The organism is Legionella drancourtii LLAP12 (genome assembly GCF_000162755.2).
Lineage (GTDB): Bacteria > Pseudomonadota > Gammaproteobacteria > Legionellales > Legionellaceae > Legionella > Legionella drancourtii.
On sequence record NZ_JH413798.1, the window covers coordinates 122,018 to 141,338 of the forward strand.

A 19,321-nucleotide genomic window follows, 5' to 3' on the forward strand; every position below is an offset into this window, starting at 1 on the left:
CAGATAATTGGATCCTGCTTAAGAGTGCGCTCATCGATTCATTAAGAAATAAATCTAATGTGGAAAGGATGCCTACGGTATGGGCTTGATGAGGATTTGCGTATTCTGATAACTTTGCGAAACATTCACACATCTTCGCGCGAATCAGTGTGCGCTCTAAAAGATCGGGGAGTAGAACATCCTCATTCGACATCAAAAACAAGCTTAACCAATCACGAATTTGATTTAAACCTAATTTTTTAACCGCTTCGAGCAAGGAATCAATTTTTTTGCCACGATATCCAGCAACTGAATTAGCCAATCGTAAGATACGATAGCTTAATTTGGGTATTTGTAAAATAGATTCCTCTATCCGTTCAATGGCAACATTTTCATTATTAAGTTCGGATAATAAGCGAAGAAGAATATTTTTATTTTCCGTAATCTGCTGCCCTTTTAGTGAATTTGGCTTGTTTAAGAAAAATCCTTGAAAATAATCAAAACCAAGATCCATACAATTATGAAACTGCTCAATATCCTCAATTTTTTCAGCTAACAATTTGCCTTTAAATTGTTCTAAGGGAACTAATTGCTGCATGATTTGTTGTTTATTTTGATTTAAAACATCAATTTTAATAATATCAGCTAGTTTTATTAGGGGCGCGGTTTGCTCATTATAAATAAAATCATCAAGGGCAATGATGTAACCTTGTTCGCGCAAGTAGGTGAGACTGTCAATTAAGGCTTGATCAACCTCTACTGTTTCCAATACCTCAATCCCGATGCGCTCTTTAGGTAATAAACAAGGTATTTTCTGCACTAAATGGTTGTGAGTGAAATTGATATAAGCGCGCTTATCACCAATAATCGTATTTATATCTAAACTGGTAAATAATTGCGTAATCACGGAAGAAGTTTCGATATCACCAGCAATTTTATTACTATCAGCGGGATTGGGGTTGCGGTATAATAATTCATAGGCATACACCGAACCATTTCTATCATAGATTCCCTGACGCGCCAATAATGTTGTTAATAGTTTTTGAGCCAATTTAAAGCATCTAGTTGCATCTTTATAATAAAGTATAGAACAGATTCATTTTTTAACCCCGAGCTACGGATATTTTAATCAGGATAGTGCCGTGATCAACATCGATGGGCGTGAGTGAACTCGATACTCAGTGAATAGGCAACATTCTGGGCCCAGGGTAAAACGTGCCCTCATGGAAGTTAAATTGCATTAAAATTTAGGTTTTGTGATTTCCTCGTCCTCACCCTCTTCATCTAAATTAAAACTTATCCCTTGTAAGTTAAGCTCTTCAATGGGCTTTACTTCAATTTCTTCTTCATTTAATGGGATTGTTTTTTTGATATTTCCCAAATCATCTTTTATTTGTTTGATTTTTTTGGGATCATAGCTGAGATATTGTGAGTCTTGATTCCATAGGACTTCTTTACAAAAATCGGTAAATTTAGTTAACGCAAGACCCAAATATTCTATGGCACTAATAGCTCGTTGTTCTTTTAAAGCAATAATTACTTCAGCTGCCTGTGAAAAAACCATACCGCGTTCTTTTAAATCCTGTAGAATGTTGATATTGGTTCGCTCGACTGCACGAGTATTCATTGAGATGGTTTGTAAAAATTCTTTTGCAATCTTAGGAGCCTTATCTATTAAATCGAGTACTATCCCACACTGATTATATCGAATGGCATCAAGTAAATAATTTAACTTATCTTGCACATCAAGTTGTTTACTAACTGTTTTTGACAACAGTAAATTCACACACTCGCTACTACCGGCTTTAATTGCTTCTTTAATTGCATCTTGCAAGGAACTTTGTTTACCACAAATCGCTTTAGAAAGAATCATAGAGCAGCTCTTTTGTTGAAATTCCTCCTTCTCTTCTTCATTCAATGCTAAATATTCAGGGGTATTTGTTATTCCTTCCATGAGTACTGGCGATTGCTTTAGCTGTAATTCAACATGCTCAATGATCTGTTGTAATAACGTCGCATTCCCTCCCTGAGCCGCCAGAGCAATGAGATTTAGAGACAGAGGAGAACCTAACTTATCGAAAGATTCCTTAAATTTTTCGTTGGCGAGTAATTCATTAAACGCCTCTAATCTACCTGTAGTTATGGCGAGTAAAAGAAGAATAGATATATTTTTTGTATTGTTCTCGTGTTCAATTTGTTGAAGTAAGGGTTTTAAAGATTTCACATTATTTTTTTGTATAGCCGAACTTGCTGCCTTATATGCATCAGTTGCTCCTTTATCAATTAGGGCCTGTACCTGTTCATCATTACCGATTGCTGCGACTACTTTGAATGTATTAAATTCTTTGCCATCATCAGTAATGGCTGATTTATTTATATTTTCTTTATCCAGATACTTATTGTATAAATCTGTAGCGTTTGGAAATTCTCTTGGTTCAGCCGTAGGATGTCTAATCACATGAAGTTCCATCCCTAGATGACCATATTTGTACCTGAAAACCCTTTGCTGTAATTCACGTATTAAGTCATGTTCATTGTCAAATTCTTTAGTCCCAGAACTGTAGTTAGGATCATAAACTTTGTATTTTCCCTCTTTTTTATAAATCGCTACCGTATGATTGACGCTGGATACTTGCATAACTTCTTGATCGTTAAGATCAATTGTTTTTATGATGTTAGCCCATTTTAAATCGGTTGTAGCTAACCCAAAATCAAAAGAGGAGCTTAGACTCTTTCCATCGATCTTGAGCATTTGGATTGAAGTCGATTGACTCAGCTGTTGATTATAATGTTCAGGCACAAAACTTAAGAGAATTTCCGTAGCGAATAAATTGATTTGGCTTCCTGCGGCATCATCAATCTTTTTATTTACAAACTGAAGCAGATGATTTATGTTCCCCCAAAACTCAGCTTCCTTCTTCTCTAAGACATATTTTATATACACCGAGGCTAAACCATTACAAATTCCATCTTCATTCATTGATAGTGGCAAATTTTGAGATTTAAGGTATAGGTTAAGATGATTGATAATAATATCTTGACTTAGTTCTTTACCCATTTCTTTATCCTCTGCAGACATATTAATGTTGTTTATGTTTGACTAGTGCACCTTTTCACTAATGTTGATCAACTCGGAGCGTAATGAAGCTTTTATTAAAGTGTATTATGCCCTTTCTTCATTCGCCAATTTATTGGCCTCTTTTTTGAGTCACAATCGCAGGGTAAGTGATTAAAGTTGGCTATCTGCTGAGAAGATGATTGCCGGTAGGGTGCTCAAGCTACAAAAAAACTGATAGTTAGTAGCTCGATAAGTATTTAGTAAAAAAACCCATTCCCAATCGAGGATGGGGAACGGGTAAGAGCAATAAAGCAACCAGAAAGAGTGTTAAGGCCAGCTTGACTCAATCACTACACATCAATGTTTTCTGCATCTAAAGCGTTAGACTCGATGAAATCTCTCCTTGGCTCAACATTATCTCCCATCAACGTGGTGAAGATAGCATCGGCAGCGACCCCATCTTCAATGCTCACTTGCAACATACGTCGTGCCGCAGGATCCATCGTAGTTTCCCATAATTGCTCAGGATTCATCTCGCCAAGACCTTTATAGCGCTGAATAGTTTGCCCTCTTTTCGCTTCATCCATCAACCAAGCTAATGCTTGCTCGAAATTTTCTACCGCTAACTCTTTGTCAGCACGTTTAACAAAAGAACCTTCTTCAACCAAGCTGGTTAATTTTGAGCCTAAAGCAACCATTTCTTTATAGTCTTTCGAATAGAAAAATTCAGCAGTCATGGGAATGTAATTATCCATACCGTGTTGGGTGACAATAATTCTTGGCACAAATAGATTAGTATCCACTAAAGCATGCGCTTCTACCTGATATTGCTCTGTCTTACTATCAATTTGTTGTAAACTTAAATGCAGCTGTTTACACCAATTAACTATTTTTTCTTCCTGACTAAAATCTTCATTTTGCAATACTGGCAAATACGCGATGCGCTTCAGAATATCAGTGGGATATCTGCGCTTATAACGCTTAATGATTTTCTCAACACGCCTAAATTGTTGTACCAAATCTTCCAAAGCCATTGCCGTAATTGCTGGCGCATCTTTTGCAGGATAAAATGCCGCACCATCTAAAGCAGACTGAGTCAGATAATCAAATAAGGCTTCGTCATCTTTAACATATTGCTCTTGTTTACCACGCTTTACTTTATACAAAGGCGGCTGCGCAATATAAATATAGCCACGTTCCAACAACTCACGCGTCTGTCTATAAAAGAAGGTCAGCAATAAGGTGCGGATATGAGATCCGTCGACGTCCGCATCGGTCATGATGATGATGCGATGATAACGAACTTTATCCGGATTGTACTCATCAGGTCCAATACCACAACCTAGAGCTGTAATTAAAGTAGCGACTTCTTGTGATGCAAGCATTTTATCGAAACGCGCTTTTTCAACGTTTAATATTTTTCCTTTAAGCGGCAATATTGCTTGGAATTTTCGATCACGCCCTTGTTTGGCAGAACCACCCGCAGAATCGCCCTCTACCAGGTATAATTCAGATAGAGCAGGATCTTTTTCCTGGCAATCAGCCAATTTTCCGGGTAAGCCGGCAATATCCAATGCGCCTTTACGACGCGTCATTTCACGTGCGCGGCGCGCAGCTTCACGTGCCCTGGCGGCATCGATAATTTTAGACACAATTGCTTTGGCAATGGCTGGGTTTTCTAAGAGGAAATCATTGAATTTTTCAGAAACACTCGATTCAACAACTGATTTTACTTCTGAAGAAACCAGTTTATCTTTTGTTTGAGATGAAAACTTAGGATCGGGTACTTTTACTGAAAGCACAGCGGTCAAGCCTTCACGAGCATCATCACCAGTTGGCGATACTTTTGCCTTCTTAGCATAGCCTTCTGCTTCAATGTAATTATTTAATGTACGCGTCAAAGCGGCTCTAAATCCGGCCATGTGGGTACCGCCATCACGCTGGGGAATATTATTAGTAAAACAATATAGTGTTTCTTGATAAGAATCATTCCATTGCATGGATAGCTCAACCACAATATTATCTTTTTCCGCAATCATAGAAAACACAACCGGGGTAATTACCGTTTTATGTTTATTTAAGTGTTCAACAAAGGCTTGTATGCCTCCTTCATAGTGGAAGGTATCTTGTCGTTGCGAGCGCTCGTCAAATAAATGAATGCACACGCCAGAATTTAAGTAGGATAATTCTCTTAAGCGTTTTGCTAAAATATCATAATGGAATTCAATGTTTGAAAAGGTCTCTGCACTAGGCTTAAACCAAATTTGCGTTCCAGTATTGTTTGCGTCACCAGTTACAGCAATCGGCGCATCAGGAACCCCATGCCGATAATGTTGCTCATAAATTTTGCCATGACGACGAACGGTTAAATGCAGTTCTTCTGATAAAGCGTTAACTACAGAAACACCTACACCATGCAAACCACCAGAAACTTTATAGGAGTTATCATCAAATTTTCCTCCAGCATGTAAGATCGTTAAAATAACTTCAGCAGCCGAACGCCCTTCTTCTTGATGAATATCGACCGGAATTCCTCGGCCATCATCTTTAACGCTAATCGATTCATCAGAATGAATGGTAACAAAAATCTCTTTACAATAACCGGCTAAAGCTTCGTCGATCGAGTTGTCGACCACTTCAAAAACCATATGGTGCAGACCAGTACCATCATCTGTGTCTCCAATATACATTCCAGGTCTTTTTCTTACGGCATCTAAACCCTTCAGAACTTTAATATTACTCGAATCATAACTTGCATCAACGCTCATCAGAAGGTCCTCTTTAAACCCTATTGCACGATTTCAAAATAGACCTAATGATAGCATAATTTGCGTGTGGTTTGTATGTTTAAGCGAAGATCTAGCCAATGATTATCCTTAATAAATTGCATGTAGCTCCTAATGAATATGCGCAAAGATCAACCTTATTGCCTACATTTAATCGTGCCTCATCGGTAATTTATTAATACCAACAGCGGTTACATGCAAGTACTCCAACAGTGATAGAGAATAATTTTATTGCAGCACTTTTGGCTAGAAGAATCACGTTGTGAGCACCTGCTCCATTCGTACTATTTGTTTCACGTGAAACATACTATATGATGAAATTAAGCACGAATGTACTCAGCGCAGGTAGCTAAACATAGAATCTGAATAAATGTATTTACTTGAATTTCAATTATTGTAACAATGCATCGGCAATTAATTCATACACTTCTAGTGGAAGCTGCTTTTACTACACAGTAGTTAATATCCCGTCAGCAATCTCAAAACAAAAACTATGCTGAGAACCACAGTACGAATTTATTAGAATAGGGTTGGCAGTAGTAGTAATTACATATTGCCCTGCGCGCGTTGACAAATACGAAAGTATTTTTTTTTGATGGTATTCATCCAACTCCGCTGGCAAATCATCAAGCAAGTAAAGACAATCGTGCTCAAGCAGGTTACCTTGCGCTAATTTCAGCGCAATTAAAATAATTTTTTGTTGTCCGCGCGACAAAAATTGCTTTGCCCTATTTAAGTTACTTTCAATGAGAATATCAGCCTGGTGCGCTCCATGTTGGGTATATAATTTATGCTTATCACTAACAAAATTTTCAGCAAGAATTTGTTCTAAGTCCTTACCTGTATTTTTTTATCCCAACCTTTGAAATAATTTATCTGGCAAGTCAAATCACTAAGCGCACTTAAGACCGTAATAAATTCCTGCTCCCAGCGAGCAAAGTAATCTTTGCGTAGTCGGTCCAATTGCTCGGCTAGATGGCTTAATTGTTTATCCCAAGGAACAAAATGTGCATAAGGTGCAGTTTTTTTTAAAAGAGCATTACGATGTTTCAATACACGTTTGTATTCTTTTAACAAGATCAGATAATTAGGTTTCACGTGAAACAATCCCCAATCGAGCACACTGCGTCGAACTGAAGGACCTGCATCTATAATTTGAAAAATATCAGAATAAAAAATCTGACAGGGTAAAGCATAGGCCAATTGGCTGGTAGTTGAGCAAAACTGATTATTGAGTTTAATTTGCGTTGGTTTAGAAGATGATTTTTGAATGCTAATCGTTTCTTGCTGCGCAGCTCGAGCAAAAACAGTAAAGCTAGATTGTCCATGGCTAATGATGGGCGCAATTTCGCGAGAACGAAAGGAATGGCCACAACTTAAAAGATAAAGCGCTTCAAGAACTGAGGTTTTGCCACTCCCATTGGCCCCGGAAATAAAAATTAAATCTGGGATGTAACCCTAACTGTGTCGATGCGATATTGCGTAAATAATGAATTTTTAATTCAGTAAGAATCATATTTTCATGGGCATAATGATGTATTGATAATTATCATTTTCTAATGATTCAATTAAAATACTACTGTCGGTTTGCGATAAAGACAAGCGAATTTGCCCATCGCCAAAATGCGAAAGCACATCGAGTAAATAAGTGGCATTTAAGCCAATTTTTAATTCATCGCCTTGAGTTTCAGCAACTAGCGATTCAACAGCCTCTTCTTGCTCATTATTGTTAGCAATCAACGTCAATAGACCAGGTTGCAAATGCAGCATCACGGCTTTAGATTTTTCATGTGCTAATATCACAATCCGCGATAAAGCACGCTTTAAAACAGAACAATCAATAATAATTTGTTTATCCTGATTGCGTGGAATAGCTTTGGCATAGGGAGGGAAACGCGCTTCAATTAATTTAGATAAAAATACAAACTGACTGCTTACTAATTTAAAATGAGATTTACCCGCAGCCAAAGATACATTTTCATCATCAATGCAATTAAGAAGACGTAATAATTCTTGGACCCCTTTCTTAGGCAATAATAATTTTTTATCACTTATATGGCTGCACTGGTAACGACTAATAGCCATTCTATGCCCATCTGTAGCGACTGCAGAAATAATATTCGGTTCAAAATCAAGAAATAAGCCATTAAGAAACACGCGTACATCTTGTTGCGACATGGCAAAATGGGTTGCTTGTAATAATTGCAGTAAAACTAAGCGGGGGATGCTCAATTCAACATCATTGCATTCATCTTCACTCAGAGGATAACCTTCGGCAGGTAAGGTAGTTAATTTAAAGGAACTACGCCCTTGCTTAATAGTTAAAATACCATTGTCAAATACTAAATTAGGACTTGCCTGATCATCCAAGGAACGAATAATATCAATAAATTTTTTTGCTGGCACCGTGATCGCACCAGTGGTATTGCGCGATTCACACGCCACTTGCGCAGAAATTTCTATTTCTAAATCAGTAGCAGTAATAAATAATAAATTATCAGCAATTTTAAATAAAAAATTAGACAATATGGCTAAGGATTGTTTTTTATCAACCGCACCGGCAACTGTGAGAAGAGGCGTAAGTAAATCTTCTTTTTTTATCGTGAATTCAAACAAGATAGACTCCATATTAAGAAGACAAGATACGCATTAAGTTCTTATAGTCTTCGGCAAAATCACTGTCATCCTGAACCAATTCCTTAACTTTTCTACAGGCATGGATCACTGTCGTATGATCACGACCACCAAAATGATCACCAATTTCAGGCAAGCTATGATTAGTTAATTCCTTACTTAAGGCCATAGCCATCTGTCTTGGTCTGGCAATAGAGCGGCTACGTCGCTTTGACAATATATCAGCCACTTTGACCTTATAATACTCAGCAACTGTTTTTTGGATATTTTCAATCGTAACTAACTTATCTTGTAAAGCCAAAAGATCACGTAAGGCTTCATGAACAAATTCAATGGTAATCGGTTTGCCAGTAAAATGAGCATTGGCGATAACACGTCGCAACGCCCCTTCAAGTTCTCTGACGTTTGAACGAATACGTTTAGCAATAAAGAATGCCACTTCATAAGGTAATTCAATATTGGACTGTTCTGCTTTACTAATTAAAATTGCCACGCGCGTTTCTAATTCAGGAGGTTCAACGGCAACGGTCAACCCCCAGCCAAAACGAGACTTCAAACGTTCTTCCATGCCTTCAATTTCTTTGGGATAGCGATCACTGGTTAAAATAATTTGTTGTTGCCCTTCCAGTAACGCATTAAATGTATGGAAAAACTCTTCTTGAGAACGGTCTTTGCCCGCAAAAAACTGAATATCATCAATAAGTAACGCATTTAGTGAACGGTAAAAGCGTTTAAACTCATTAATTGAGTTTGTCTGTAATGCCTTAACCATATCCGCAACAAAACGTTCCGAATGCAAGTACAAAATTTTTGCCTCAGGATTATTACGCAGGATTTCATTACCAATCGCATGCATTAAATGTGTCTTTCCTAAACCAACCCCACCATAAATAAATAAAGGATTGTATGCATCACCCGGTCGTTCAGCTACCTGCATGGATGCGGCACGAGCCAATTGGTTCGAGTTACCTTCAACGAAGCTTTCAAATAGGAATTTTTTATTTAAGTGGCTGCTCTTATAGTCTACTGCTTTTTTAGGCACGCTTTTAGCAAGCATGCTATCGGCAGCTGGTGTCGACTTTTCGCCAGCAGCAACTGGGCCTGTACCAGTAGAACCTGATTCAGAAGCTTTGCTACCAATTTCGATGGAAATAGATTTTATTTCATCGCCACTAAATTGTTTGATTAATTCTTCAATACGTGAAAAAAAATGTTTTTTTACCCAATCAACGACAAAACGATTAGGTGCTAATAATACCAAGCGTTGCTCGTCAGTATGAGCCTGCAATGGACGTAACCAGGTATTAAATTGCTGTGCAGAATATTCATCTTGCAACAAACCTAAACATTTTTGCCAAACAGCTGCTGACACAAGTAACTCCTCTTCGAAGAAGAATGGTAAAAAGAAAATTAAACCTGAAAATCAGATTAAAACTAATTATCCACGAATATAAATAGTGCCACTGAACGCATTGGGACAGCAAGATAATTAAGCATGAAATTTACAGTGAAAATACTGCGATTCGCTACAGCGCGAACTTGGCAATTATACTCAGCCTTTGTCATAAAGGTAAAGTTATCCACAAGAAAATTTCATAAATAAAGCAAATCAGCGTAAATTTAGACGTAAGAATAAGCTCTGGATAAATAGGCTTAAATGCTAAGTATAAGATGAAGATAAAATAGTGGATAACACAAACAAGCAAAGAACTTACAAAGAGATCACAGGCTTAAATTAGGTTTATAAACAGGGTAAAAAACGATGTAACACCATGAATAATAATAATAATACAATGTTATTAACAGAGAATTTCTTCCTATATAATAAATATAAGTTTTTTATATAAAAGAATTATATTTATTATTAGCGAGGTGAATAATTTTTTTTAGCTAAGCCATGTAAAAACAAAATTTAGCGAATCATGGCAAAAAATTTATCTTGCATAAATTATTAGCTCGTGTCTGATTCTCTAGCAAAGTAAATAATCACTTAAGAAAAGTTCTTTCATCACATTTACTTAAAAAACATTTTTCAAGTGCAATAATTCAAATACGATTGATGCCGATTAAAAATCGGCTTAAAGCACAATTATGTGAGCACGTATAGCGAATCTTTTAGCTCCAAAACTGCCATAAATATGAAAGAAGCCCATGATTACTATCGGTTGAAATTTTTAATGCTAAATATTAAGACATATTGATTTAAGTTAGTTATGCATAAATAGGGGTAAATAAGGCGCATAAGATGAAGATAAAACCGTGTATAAAGAGTCTTTTCGAAAAGTCTACAAAGAGATCACAGGCTTAAACAGTATTTATAAACAACTTAATTTTCAATGTAACTAATTGAATATTATAAAAAATTAAATGTTATTAACAGAGAATTGCTTCCTATATAATAAAAACAAGTTTTTTAAATAAAAGAATTATTTAATTATTAACAGCTGTGCATAATTTCGCGTTTAAACAAAATAAAACAACGGCTAAAATGCAAACAAGCAAAAAAATAATCAATCAGGTAAATTGACAGTAGAAAAAAAGTTCTCTATCATTGCGAGCCTCATAATTTCATTAACAGGTTCATCATGAAACGCACCTTTCAACCCAGTAATTTAAAACGTAAACGCGATCATGGTTTTCGTGAGCGTATGGCTACTCGTGCCGGCAGATTAGTTATTAAGCGCCGTCGTGCTAAAGGCCGTAAGCGCTTGTCAGCCTAAGTGTTTGCTTTTAATAAAACACAACGATTATTAACTAAAAAAGATTATAATCATGTGTTTGAACAAGCAAAAAAAATTGTAACATCCGAATTTATCATTCTCTTTCGAGAGAATAACTTAGGTTATGCCCGACTTGGGTTGGCGCTATCAAAAAAAATGATTGCAAAGGCCCATGATCGAAATCGTATTAAGCGGCTAATAAGAGAAAGCTTTCGGCAAAAGGAATTACCAGCCGTTGATATGATTTTTTTAGCAAGACAAGGTGTCGCAAAGCAAGCAAACTCAAACATCAACACCAGATTGGGCAAATCATGGGAAAAATTAACCTCATGCTTCGGCAAATAACGTGCTTACCAATCAAATTGTATCAATATTTGATTAGTCCCTTGCTAAAACCCTCTTGTCGCTATTACCCTAGTTGTTCGCAATATGCTGAAAGTGCCATCAAACAACATGGCATAACCAAAGGTTTATGGATGGCTTTAAAAAGAGTATTACGCTGCCACCCTTGGGCACGAGGTGGTTATGATCCCGTACACCCTAACGATGAGAAGCTTTGATGGATATACGACGCATTATTTCATATATGGCGCTTGCGCTAGTTAGTTTATCACTTTGGAATGCTTGGCAAGTAGATTACCCTCCCCAACAAACAACAGTAGCAAATTCCAGCAATCAACAACGTACTGATGAACCTTTGTTGCCAGAAATGGGTACGAGCGGTAATTCTGCAGGGGCAACGTTAGTTAATCCTGTTGCGGAACAGACACGAACTCAATCTGCACCCTTAGTGCAAGTTAAAACCGATGTGTTAAACGTTGCTATTGATTTACAGCAAGGTGATATTGTTTCTGGTCAATTGTTGGACTATCCCTTAAGCGTAGATGAAAAGAATAAGCCTTTCCCGCTGTTACAAGATGATGCAAATGAACGTTATGTTGCCAATAGCAACCTGTTTATTGCTGCTGGACAAGCAGTTAAAGCTTTAGATTTTGCTTTTACTACAGAACAACCACAATATGAGTTGGCTGCAAATCAAAACCAATTAGTGGTTACGCTTAATGGCAAAGAGGACGATTTGGCAGTAAGCAAAGAGTTTATCTTTACTAAAGGCAGTTATTTAATCGATGTAAACTATAAAATTGTCAATAAAGGCAGCAGTGAATGGAAAGGGTATATGAATACCCAACTATTACGTAGCTCACCTAAAGAAGATAAGTCAAGTGTCTTTCATGTCGGTTCCTACACTGGCGCATCATATTCTGAGCCAGGAAAACATCATTACCAAAAAGTAAGTTTTAGCGACATGGGGAAAGCCAATCTGGATGTGGACAGTAATGGCGGATGGATTGCCATGCAACAACATTATTTTTTAAGCGCCTGGATTCCTGATGCACAGGGCCGTAATAAATTTTATACACGCTCAATAAATGGTGATTACACTATTGGTGCTGTCAGCCAGCCAATTGTCGTTCAACCACAAGAGCAAAAAACGGTAGGCGCTAAATTGTATGTAGGGCCAGAAATTACTAGCGTCCTTAAAGGCATTGCTCCATCGCTTGATTTGACTGTGGATTATGGCATCCTCTGGTTTGTATCTTCATTATTATTTTCGTTAATGAAATGGATTTATAATGTTGTCGGCAATTGGGGTTGGTCTATTGTACTGGTTACGGTGTTAATCAAATTAGCGTTTTATCGCTTATCTGCCACCAGTTATAAATCAATGGCTGGCATGCGTAAGCTACAACCTAAATTGCAAGCTTTGCGCGAGCGTTATGGTGATGACAAAGCTAAAATCAGTCAGGCAACCATGGAACTTTATAAGCAAGAAAAAGTAAATCCATTGGGTGGATGCTTGCCTATAGTAATCCAGATTCCCGTGTTTATTGCTTTGTATTGGGTGCTATTAGAAAGTGTTGAATTAAGACAAGCTCCATTCATTTTCTGGATTAAAGATTTGGCTTCTGCAGATCCTTTTCATGTCTTACCGCTGATTATGGGTGCGACTATGTTGATTCAGCAAAAATTAAATCCAGCGCCACCAGATCCAATGCAAGCTAAAGTAATGATGTTTTTACCGGTGTTATTTACTGGCTTATTCTGGAATTTCCCTGCAGGTTTAGTACTTTATTGGATTGTGAATAATACTTTGTCCATATTGCAGCAATGGTACATTACCCGTAAATATGCTGATGAAAAACCAGTTAAGAAACTTGTTGCTACAGCAAAATAAATGTCTACCGATACTATAGTCGCCATAGCTACCCCACCTGGAAGAGGTGGGGTAGGCATAATTCGCTTATCAGGATCTAACGCATACGCTATAGCCATGATGATTAATGGTAATAAAGCGTTGTCCCCGCGATTAGCTACTTTTTGTTCTTTTTATTCTGATTCTTTAATTGATCAAGGTTTAATGCTTTATTTTAAAGCCCCGCATTCTTTTACTGGTGAGGATGTTGTAGAAATTCAAGCTCATGGTTCTCCGGTAGTGCTTGATATGCTAACTAAGGCTTGCATTGAAGTAGGAGCACGCTTAGCGCGACCTGGTGAATTTTCGGAACGTGCATTTTTAAATGACAAAATTGACTTAACACAAGCCGAAGCTATTGCCGATTTAATCCAAGCCAGTTCTCAAACTGCGGCGCGGATGGCGTTAAAATCCCTGCAAGGCGAGTTTTCAAATAAAATTAATCAGTTAAATGAACAGCTCATTTATTTACGTTTGTATGTTGAAGCCGCGATTGATTTTCCTGAAGAGGAAATTGATTTTCTTAATGACGGTAAAGTTGCGACCTTACTTAAAACTATTTTAGCAGAGCTTACCGCGATCCGTTTGCAAGCAAATCAAGGGGTTTTGTTACGCGAAGGCCTGTCTTTGGTTATTGCTGGAAGACCTAATGCCGGTAAGTCAACCTTAATTAATAACTTAGCCGGCCGTGATATTGCCATTGTCACTGAAATTGCTGGGACCACGCGCGATGTGATGCGCGAACATATTTTATTAGATGATATTCCCTTGCACATTATTGACACGGCTGGCTTGCGTGAATCAGATGATGTGGTGGAAAAAGAGGGCATTAAGCGTGCTTGGCAAGAATTAAAAAAGGCAGATTGTGTGTTATTGGTTGTCGATATCAACGATTCGGAACACCATCATCTGTTAACGAAAGAAATTAGAGCCGCATTGCCCACTGATGTACCAATTATTACCGTATTTAATAAAATTGATACGGTTGCCCAGGCGGCGCAAGTACAAGAGCATGCCGTTTACCTTTCAGCAAAATCAGGTGATGGGATTAATGGCTTAAAGCAAGTTATAAAAGATGTGGTCGGTTATCAACCCAACGAAGGGCAATTTCTTGCCCGGCGTCGTCATTTGCAAGCTTTAGATGAAGCTAAAAATTTACTGGTCACCGGACAACAACAATTAGCTGTGCATCGTGCCGGGGAGTTATTGGCTGAAGACTTACGTCTGGCGCAGCAAGTATTATGCGAGATTACCGGTGAATTTAGTTCTGATGATTTATTAGGGCGTATTTTTTCCAGTTTTTGTATTGGTAAATAATTATCATTTAATGCGACAAATCGCGTAATTGTCGTGTCAGGAATAGCATGTATTAATTACACAATATGTAAAAAAAAACGCAAAAAACAGCTTGTCAAAATAAAAAGCAGATGATAACGTAGTACAAATGGAACTTTCTGCCCTTTTTTTGTGAGGATTGTGTTATGGGTTATGCAAAACAAAATAAAGCGTTTATCAAAAATAAAAACCAGTTTTTTACACAGCTACACGCTAAACACAATCCTCATCTGAGTACCACAATTGAAGAAACCGGTGAATTAGCCAAAACTATTGATTATCGTTTTTTACTGCAAAATCAACTTACGCTTGAAGCTGAATTTACGCAAATGTTTGCCGTATTAAAAAAGCAAAAAGAAAAAAATAATGAGGTGTTTTGGCTGTATTGCTACTATTCTGCTTCTCTTCTGGAAACTTTTCATAAGTCTTATTCACAAAAAGCAAAAGAGCAGCACTATCAACAATTAAAGGAGCAAATTAAAGAGCGCCTCGTGCAAGGACCGCAGAAAGAAGCAGAAAAACGCTTTATTGATTCCTTGCAAAACAGTTTTCTTGAGGGCTTTCGTAATCTGATGAAAGCGCCATTTAAGCCATCGTTATTACGTGATTATGTTGCTTATTCTAACTTATGCCGTCTATATTGGGTTTTTTGTCGTCTGACCATAACCAATGGCTTGGCTTTAGCAAATGCCTTGCAATTTATTGACAAAATAGATGCCGTTTTGGGTACACATACCGATGTGGATAAAATAATTTCTATATTCCAAGCCCCGAATGGCGTACTTAATTATTTTAGTGTGGGTTTGTTTTTGGCGCGCTTCATAATTGACGCGGGCTTATTAATACGCCATACGTTTTTCCCATCCGATGCAGAAAAAAATTCCCAGGCAACTGCTTTTGAACGTTTTAAATATGAACTTTATAAGCGTCACTGCAATTTTGCCAATGACTTAGTCTGGGCAACGGTTAACTTTCTCACTAATTTTAACCACATCACCAATATTCCAGGGCCAATAGCCGGAGCGATGACCGCCGTATTTTTAGGTTTTGATGTGAGCATGCTGTTGTATAAATTGCATTTGGCAAAACAAGAATATTTGGTAAAAAAAGCACAGTATTTACAAGAGATTAAAAATTATACTAATGCTACTTCGTCTATGGAGTTAAGTGCCGAGGAGCGTTTACAACACATGGCGATGCTAAACCAGCAACTAACAGAATTAGAAATTAACTGGCAAACTAAAAAAGCAACCTTTTGTTTTGCAGCAGCAGCAGCGGCTTTGTTAATGTTTGGTTTTTCTGCGGCATTGTTCTTTAGCCCTCCAGGGATAATTGTTGCTAGCTTCTTTATCTGCCATCTTGGTATTGCCATGTATTTTTCTACCGCTGCATATGGCAAATATACGGAAAAAAGTCTTTATTTGCAGCACGCCGAACTGAGTGATGAAAATCTTGTTGTGGCACGTAAAGAGTTTGAAATAGCACGTAATGATTTTATCTTTACCATGGTGAAAAATACGCTGATTCCGATGATACTCATTACGACGTTTGCAATTTGCTGGCCAGCAGCAGTGGCGTTAACTGCTGTTTATTTAGGTTATGAGCTTTATCATGCCTTGGATCAGCACAATGGTAATGAAGAAGTGAAGCAATTAGCGTTCGCAGCATGCTGAAGAAGAGAATGACGGCGGTACTACTTTTACTGGTTGTTTTTTAATAACTGGGTTTTGCCTGCTTTTTTACAAAAAAACATAGGTTGGGGCTGTAAAGCCCAACCTACCTACTTGTCTACCTGAACGTAAATCATAAAGTCTCGGTTTAAGAGTTCGATTTCTTTAACTGCAAGGCTAGCTCATAAAGTTCGTTTTTATTGGCTTTGCTGAGTTTACAGGCAATAGCAACCGCTTGCTTTAACGGTAATTCTGCGAGTAATACCGTAAGTAACTCTTCATGCGTATGTTGTTGTGGCGGCTGCGGACGAGGTGGAATTATCAGCACAAACTCACCTTTAGTTCGCCCTGTTTCGGCTAAGAGCCAATGACTAACTTCCTCAACGCTTCCGGTTACAAAACGCTCAAAAGTTTTCGTAAGTTCTTTGGCAAGGACTATGTCACACTCTGCTCCATAAACAGCGGCAACATCATTTAAGCATTCAATAATGCGATGGGTGGATTCATAGAAAATTAAAGTATGCGTTTCTGCTTGTAAGGATGCAAATTTTGCTTGACGTGCACTTTGTTTAGCTGGCAGAAAACCTAAAAATAAAAATGAGTCACAGGGAACACCTGCCGCACAAAGCGCGGTAATTAAAGCACAAGCCCCAGGAACAGGAATTACGGGAATTTCATGGGCTCTGGCCAGTTTCACTAATAAATAACCCGGATCACTGATCAAAGGCGTGCCCGCATCACTGATTAAGGCAATTGATTTTCCCGCTAAGAGTTGCTCGATAATGTGTTTACTTTTGTCATTTTCATTGTGTGCATGCAATGAATCAAGATTGTTTTTTATGCCTAATGAAGTTAACAGCTGCACCGAGTGCCGGGTATCTTCTGCCAAAATAAAATCCACTGACTTCAATACATTCAATGCCCTATGCGTAATATCCTCACGATTACCAATGGGGGTTGCAACGATATAAAGCGTTCCTATGCCTGTTGCTAGTGAGTTTGTCATAGTTTATCCTCTTGCGTTATTACTCATTAGGTGTCTTAAAAACATGTTTATAAAATTATATAAAATTCGTGTACTTACCTTGCTGACATCTACTTTGTTTCTGTGCCAGTGTACTACTGCAGTTAATTCTTCGGTGACTGAGACTCCAAAGCCTAGTCCTGTGCCAGTAGTAGTGAAGAAAAAAACTAAAAATCCTTATGCTCTATCTACTTCTACCTATCTTATCCAGGCTAAAAATCAAGAGGGTAGTGAAAAACAAAAATCATTGTTGCTTGCTGCAGGACGAACGATTTCTGAAGGCCAATGGCGACAGGGCGCTGCCATTTTAGCACAGACTGCCGACTTAACACCGGCGCTTATGGATGAAAAAATATTTTATTAGCGCAAATTGATGTCATGCGTGCGCGCCCTAAAGTTGCTTTAAGCAAATTGGCAAGGATTACAGAACAGCAGAAATTGCCATCTTATCAACAAGTACAATGGCATGAATTATTGGCACAAGCCTATCGTGCTACGGATAAACCCATGGAATCAATCACTGAGCGGATCAAACTAGAATCGTTACTGAGTGATGAAGACAGTCAAAAAGCCAATCGCCGTAAACTGTGGTTAACGTTAACCCATTTATCACCAGTTGCGTTAAATACTGAGGCTGGATTAGCAAGCCCACAATCTGAATTACAAGGTTGGTTGCAATTGGCTCTTATTGCGCGCCAACACCGCGATAATTCCCAAGCACTGCTTACCACTTTAGAGCAATGGCAAGCACATTTTCAAAATCATCCTGCTAATAATATTTTGCCTCAGCCTCTGGATTCTATTGCCAATAAAATGCTAGCCCAACCCAAAAAAGTGGCCCTTTTACTGCCTTTAAGTGGTGCATTGCAAGGTCCAGGAACTGCGGTGCGCGATGGTTTTATGGCTGCTTATAAACAAAATAACCATGATGCGACCATGCAGGTCAATACTTATGATACCAGCATGGGGGATGTTGCTTCTTTGTATCAGGCGGCAATTACTGAGGGTGCTGATTACGTCATTGGCCCTTTAACCAAACCGCAAGTGGCAGCAATTGCCGCATTACCGCATCCGGTTCCGACGTTACTATTAAATGATGCTGAGGTTAAAGCCCAGGATAATTCTTATTTATTTGGTCTTTCGCCCTTAAATGAAGCCGTGCAAGTGGCTATGAAAGCACGCAGTAAAGGCTATAGTCGTGCTTTAATTATTGCTCCTGGCAATGAATGGGGCAATGAGGTGACTAAAGCCTTCACCCGGCAATGGCAAAAGAAAGGTGGGCATGTTGTGGATACGTTTTTATATGCTGAAAAAGATGATTTGAACAAAAAAATGAAGGATTTTTTGCATATTAGTCAGGGGCAACAACGTGAAAAGCGCTTAAAAGAATTATTAGGTTACTCTATTCAACCGGTTATTAGTCGTAGACAAGATTTTGATATGATCTTTTTATTGGCTTATCCTTCGAAGGCACGGCAAATTATGCCGCTATTAAATTACTATTATGCCGCTGATGTCCCTGTTTTTGCTACTGCCAGTGTTTATGGTGGCAGCGCCAATGCGCTTAAAGATAAAGATTTAGATGGGATTATTTTCTGTGATATTCCCTGGGTCTTTTCACACCAAATGGGACGACGAAATTGGCCTGAGCAATTTAATAGTTATAACCGCCTGTATGCCTTAGGTAAGGATAGTTATGCTTTAGCAACGCAATTAAATCAGTTAATATTGTTTCCTGCAGATGAATCAATCTCTGGTGATGGTATTTTATACCTTAAACCATCGCAACAGGTTGCGCGTGTTTTGGAATGGGGGCAATTTAGGCAGGGCCTTGCACATTCTTTAGGTGAGACCGCTTAAT

General features: G+C 38.1%; 14 protein-coding genes and 1 pseudogene. 8 read left to right on the top strand and 7 right to left on the bottom strand.

Annotation, left to right across the window (positions count from 1 at the left end):
* From LDG_RS02145 to dnaA, 6 genes and pseudogenes are all read right to left on the bottom strand, one after another.
* The coding region (locus LDG_RS02145; protein WP_040534168.1) for an EAL and HDOD domain-containing protein at nucleotides 1-1,030 on the bottom strand (1,030 nt) is incomplete at its 3' end.
* A gap of 189 nt (nucleotides 1,031-1,219) precedes the next feature.
* Entirely contained in the window at nucleotides 1,220-3,037 is a 1,818-nt protein-coding gene (locus LDG_RS02150; protein WP_006869468.1) for a hypothetical protein, read from the bottom strand.
* 350 nt (nucleotides 3,038-3,387) lie between these two features.
* Nucleotides 3,388-5,805: a DNA topoisomerase (ATP-hydrolyzing) subunit B gene (gene gyrB / locus LDG_RS02155; RefSeq protein WP_006869469.1), complete on the bottom strand. Its 2,418-nt coding sequence runs from the start codon at nucleotides 5,803-5,805 to the stop codon at nucleotides 3,388-3,390.
* Between the two features lie 466 nt (nucleotides 5,806-6,271).
* Nucleotides 6,272-7,339, bottom strand: a pseudogene (recF, locus tag LDG_RS02160) (DNA replication/repair protein RecF).
* Nucleotides 7,336-8,439, bottom strand: coding sequence for a DNA polymerase III subunit beta (gene dnaN / locus LDG_RS02165; RefSeq protein ID WP_006869473.1), 1,104 nt, complete (start codon nucleotides 8,437-8,439; stop codon nucleotides 7,336-7,338). The pseudogene recF and the gene dnaN overlap by 4 nt, the downstream one beginning before the upstream one ends.
* 13 nt (nucleotides 8,440-8,452) lie before the next feature.
* Nucleotides 8,453-9,829: a chromosomal replication initiator protein DnaA gene (dnaA, locus tag LDG_RS02170; protein ID WP_006869474.1), complete on the bottom strand. Its 1,377-nt coding sequence runs from the start codon at nucleotides 9,827-9,829 to the stop codon at nucleotides 8,453-8,455.
* A gap of 1,213 nt (nucleotides 9,830-11,042) precedes the next feature.
* On the opposite strand from dnaA, the gene rpmH reads away from it, so the two are divergent.
* The 6 genes from rpmH (at nucleotide 11,043) to LDG_RS02200 (ending at nucleotide 16,439) form a co-directional block, all read left to right on the top strand.
* Nucleotides 11,043-11,177, top strand: coding sequence for a 50S ribosomal protein L34 (gene rpmH, locus LDG_RS02175; protein WP_006869475.1), 135 nt, complete (start codon nucleotides 11,043-11,045; stop codon nucleotides 11,175-11,177).
* Entirely contained in the window at nucleotides 11,178-11,522 is a 345-nt protein-coding gene (rnpA, locus tag LDG_RS02180) for a ribonuclease P protein component (RefSeq protein WP_006869476.1), read from the top strand.
* Complete coding sequence (yidD, locus tag LDG_RS02185) at nucleotides 11,489-11,737, top strand: membrane protein insertion efficiency factor YidD (protein ID WP_040534172.1); 249 nt, start codon at nucleotides 11,489-11,491, stop codon at nucleotides 11,735-11,737. Before rnpA ends, yidD begins: the two co-directional genes overlap by 34 nt.
* Nucleotides 11,737-13,413, top strand: a complete 1,677-nt coding sequence (yidC, locus tag LDG_RS02190) for a membrane protein insertase YidC (protein WP_006869478.1) — start codon at nucleotides 11,737-11,739, stop codon at nucleotides 13,411-13,413. Before yidD ends, yidC begins: the two co-directional genes overlap by 1 nt.
* Complete coding sequence (mnmE, locus tag LDG_RS02195; protein WP_040534173.1) at nucleotides 13,414-14,748, top strand: tRNA uridine-5-carboxymethylaminomethyl(34) synthesis GTPase MnmE; 1,335 nt, start codon at nucleotides 13,414-13,416, stop codon at nucleotides 14,746-14,748.
* 164 nt (nucleotides 14,749-14,912) lie between these two features.
* A complete protein-coding gene (locus tag LDG_RS02200) occupies nucleotides 14,913-16,439 on the top strand; it encodes a hypothetical protein (RefSeq protein WP_006869480.1) in 1,527 nt (508 codons plus the stop codon).
* Between the two features lie 145 nt (nucleotides 16,440-16,584).
* On the opposite strand, the gene rsmI is transcribed toward LDG_RS02200, so the two are convergent.
* Nucleotides 16,585-17,442 (bottom strand): 16S rRNA (cytidine(1402)-2'-O)-methyltransferase, encoded by an 858-nt coding sequence (rsmI, locus tag LDG_RS02205; protein ID WP_006869481.1) that lies wholly within the window; start codon nucleotides 17,440-17,442, stop codon nucleotides 16,585-16,587.
* A 43-nt stretch (nucleotides 17,443-17,485) separates the two neighbouring features.
* On the opposite strand from rsmI, the gene LDG_RS20000 reads away from it, so the two are divergent.
* Nucleotides 17,486-17,824: a hypothetical protein gene (locus LDG_RS20000; protein WP_006869482.1), complete on the top strand. Its 339-nt coding sequence runs from the start codon at nucleotides 17,486-17,488 to the stop codon at nucleotides 17,822-17,824.
* Between the two features lie 14 nt (nucleotides 17,825-17,838).
* Nucleotides 17,839-19,320 (top strand): penicillin-binding protein activator, encoded by a 1,482-nt coding sequence (locus LDG_RS02215; protein ID WP_006869483.1) that lies wholly within the window; start codon nucleotides 17,839-17,841, stop codon nucleotides 19,318-19,320.
* Nucleotide 19,321: the final 1 nt, after the last annotated feature.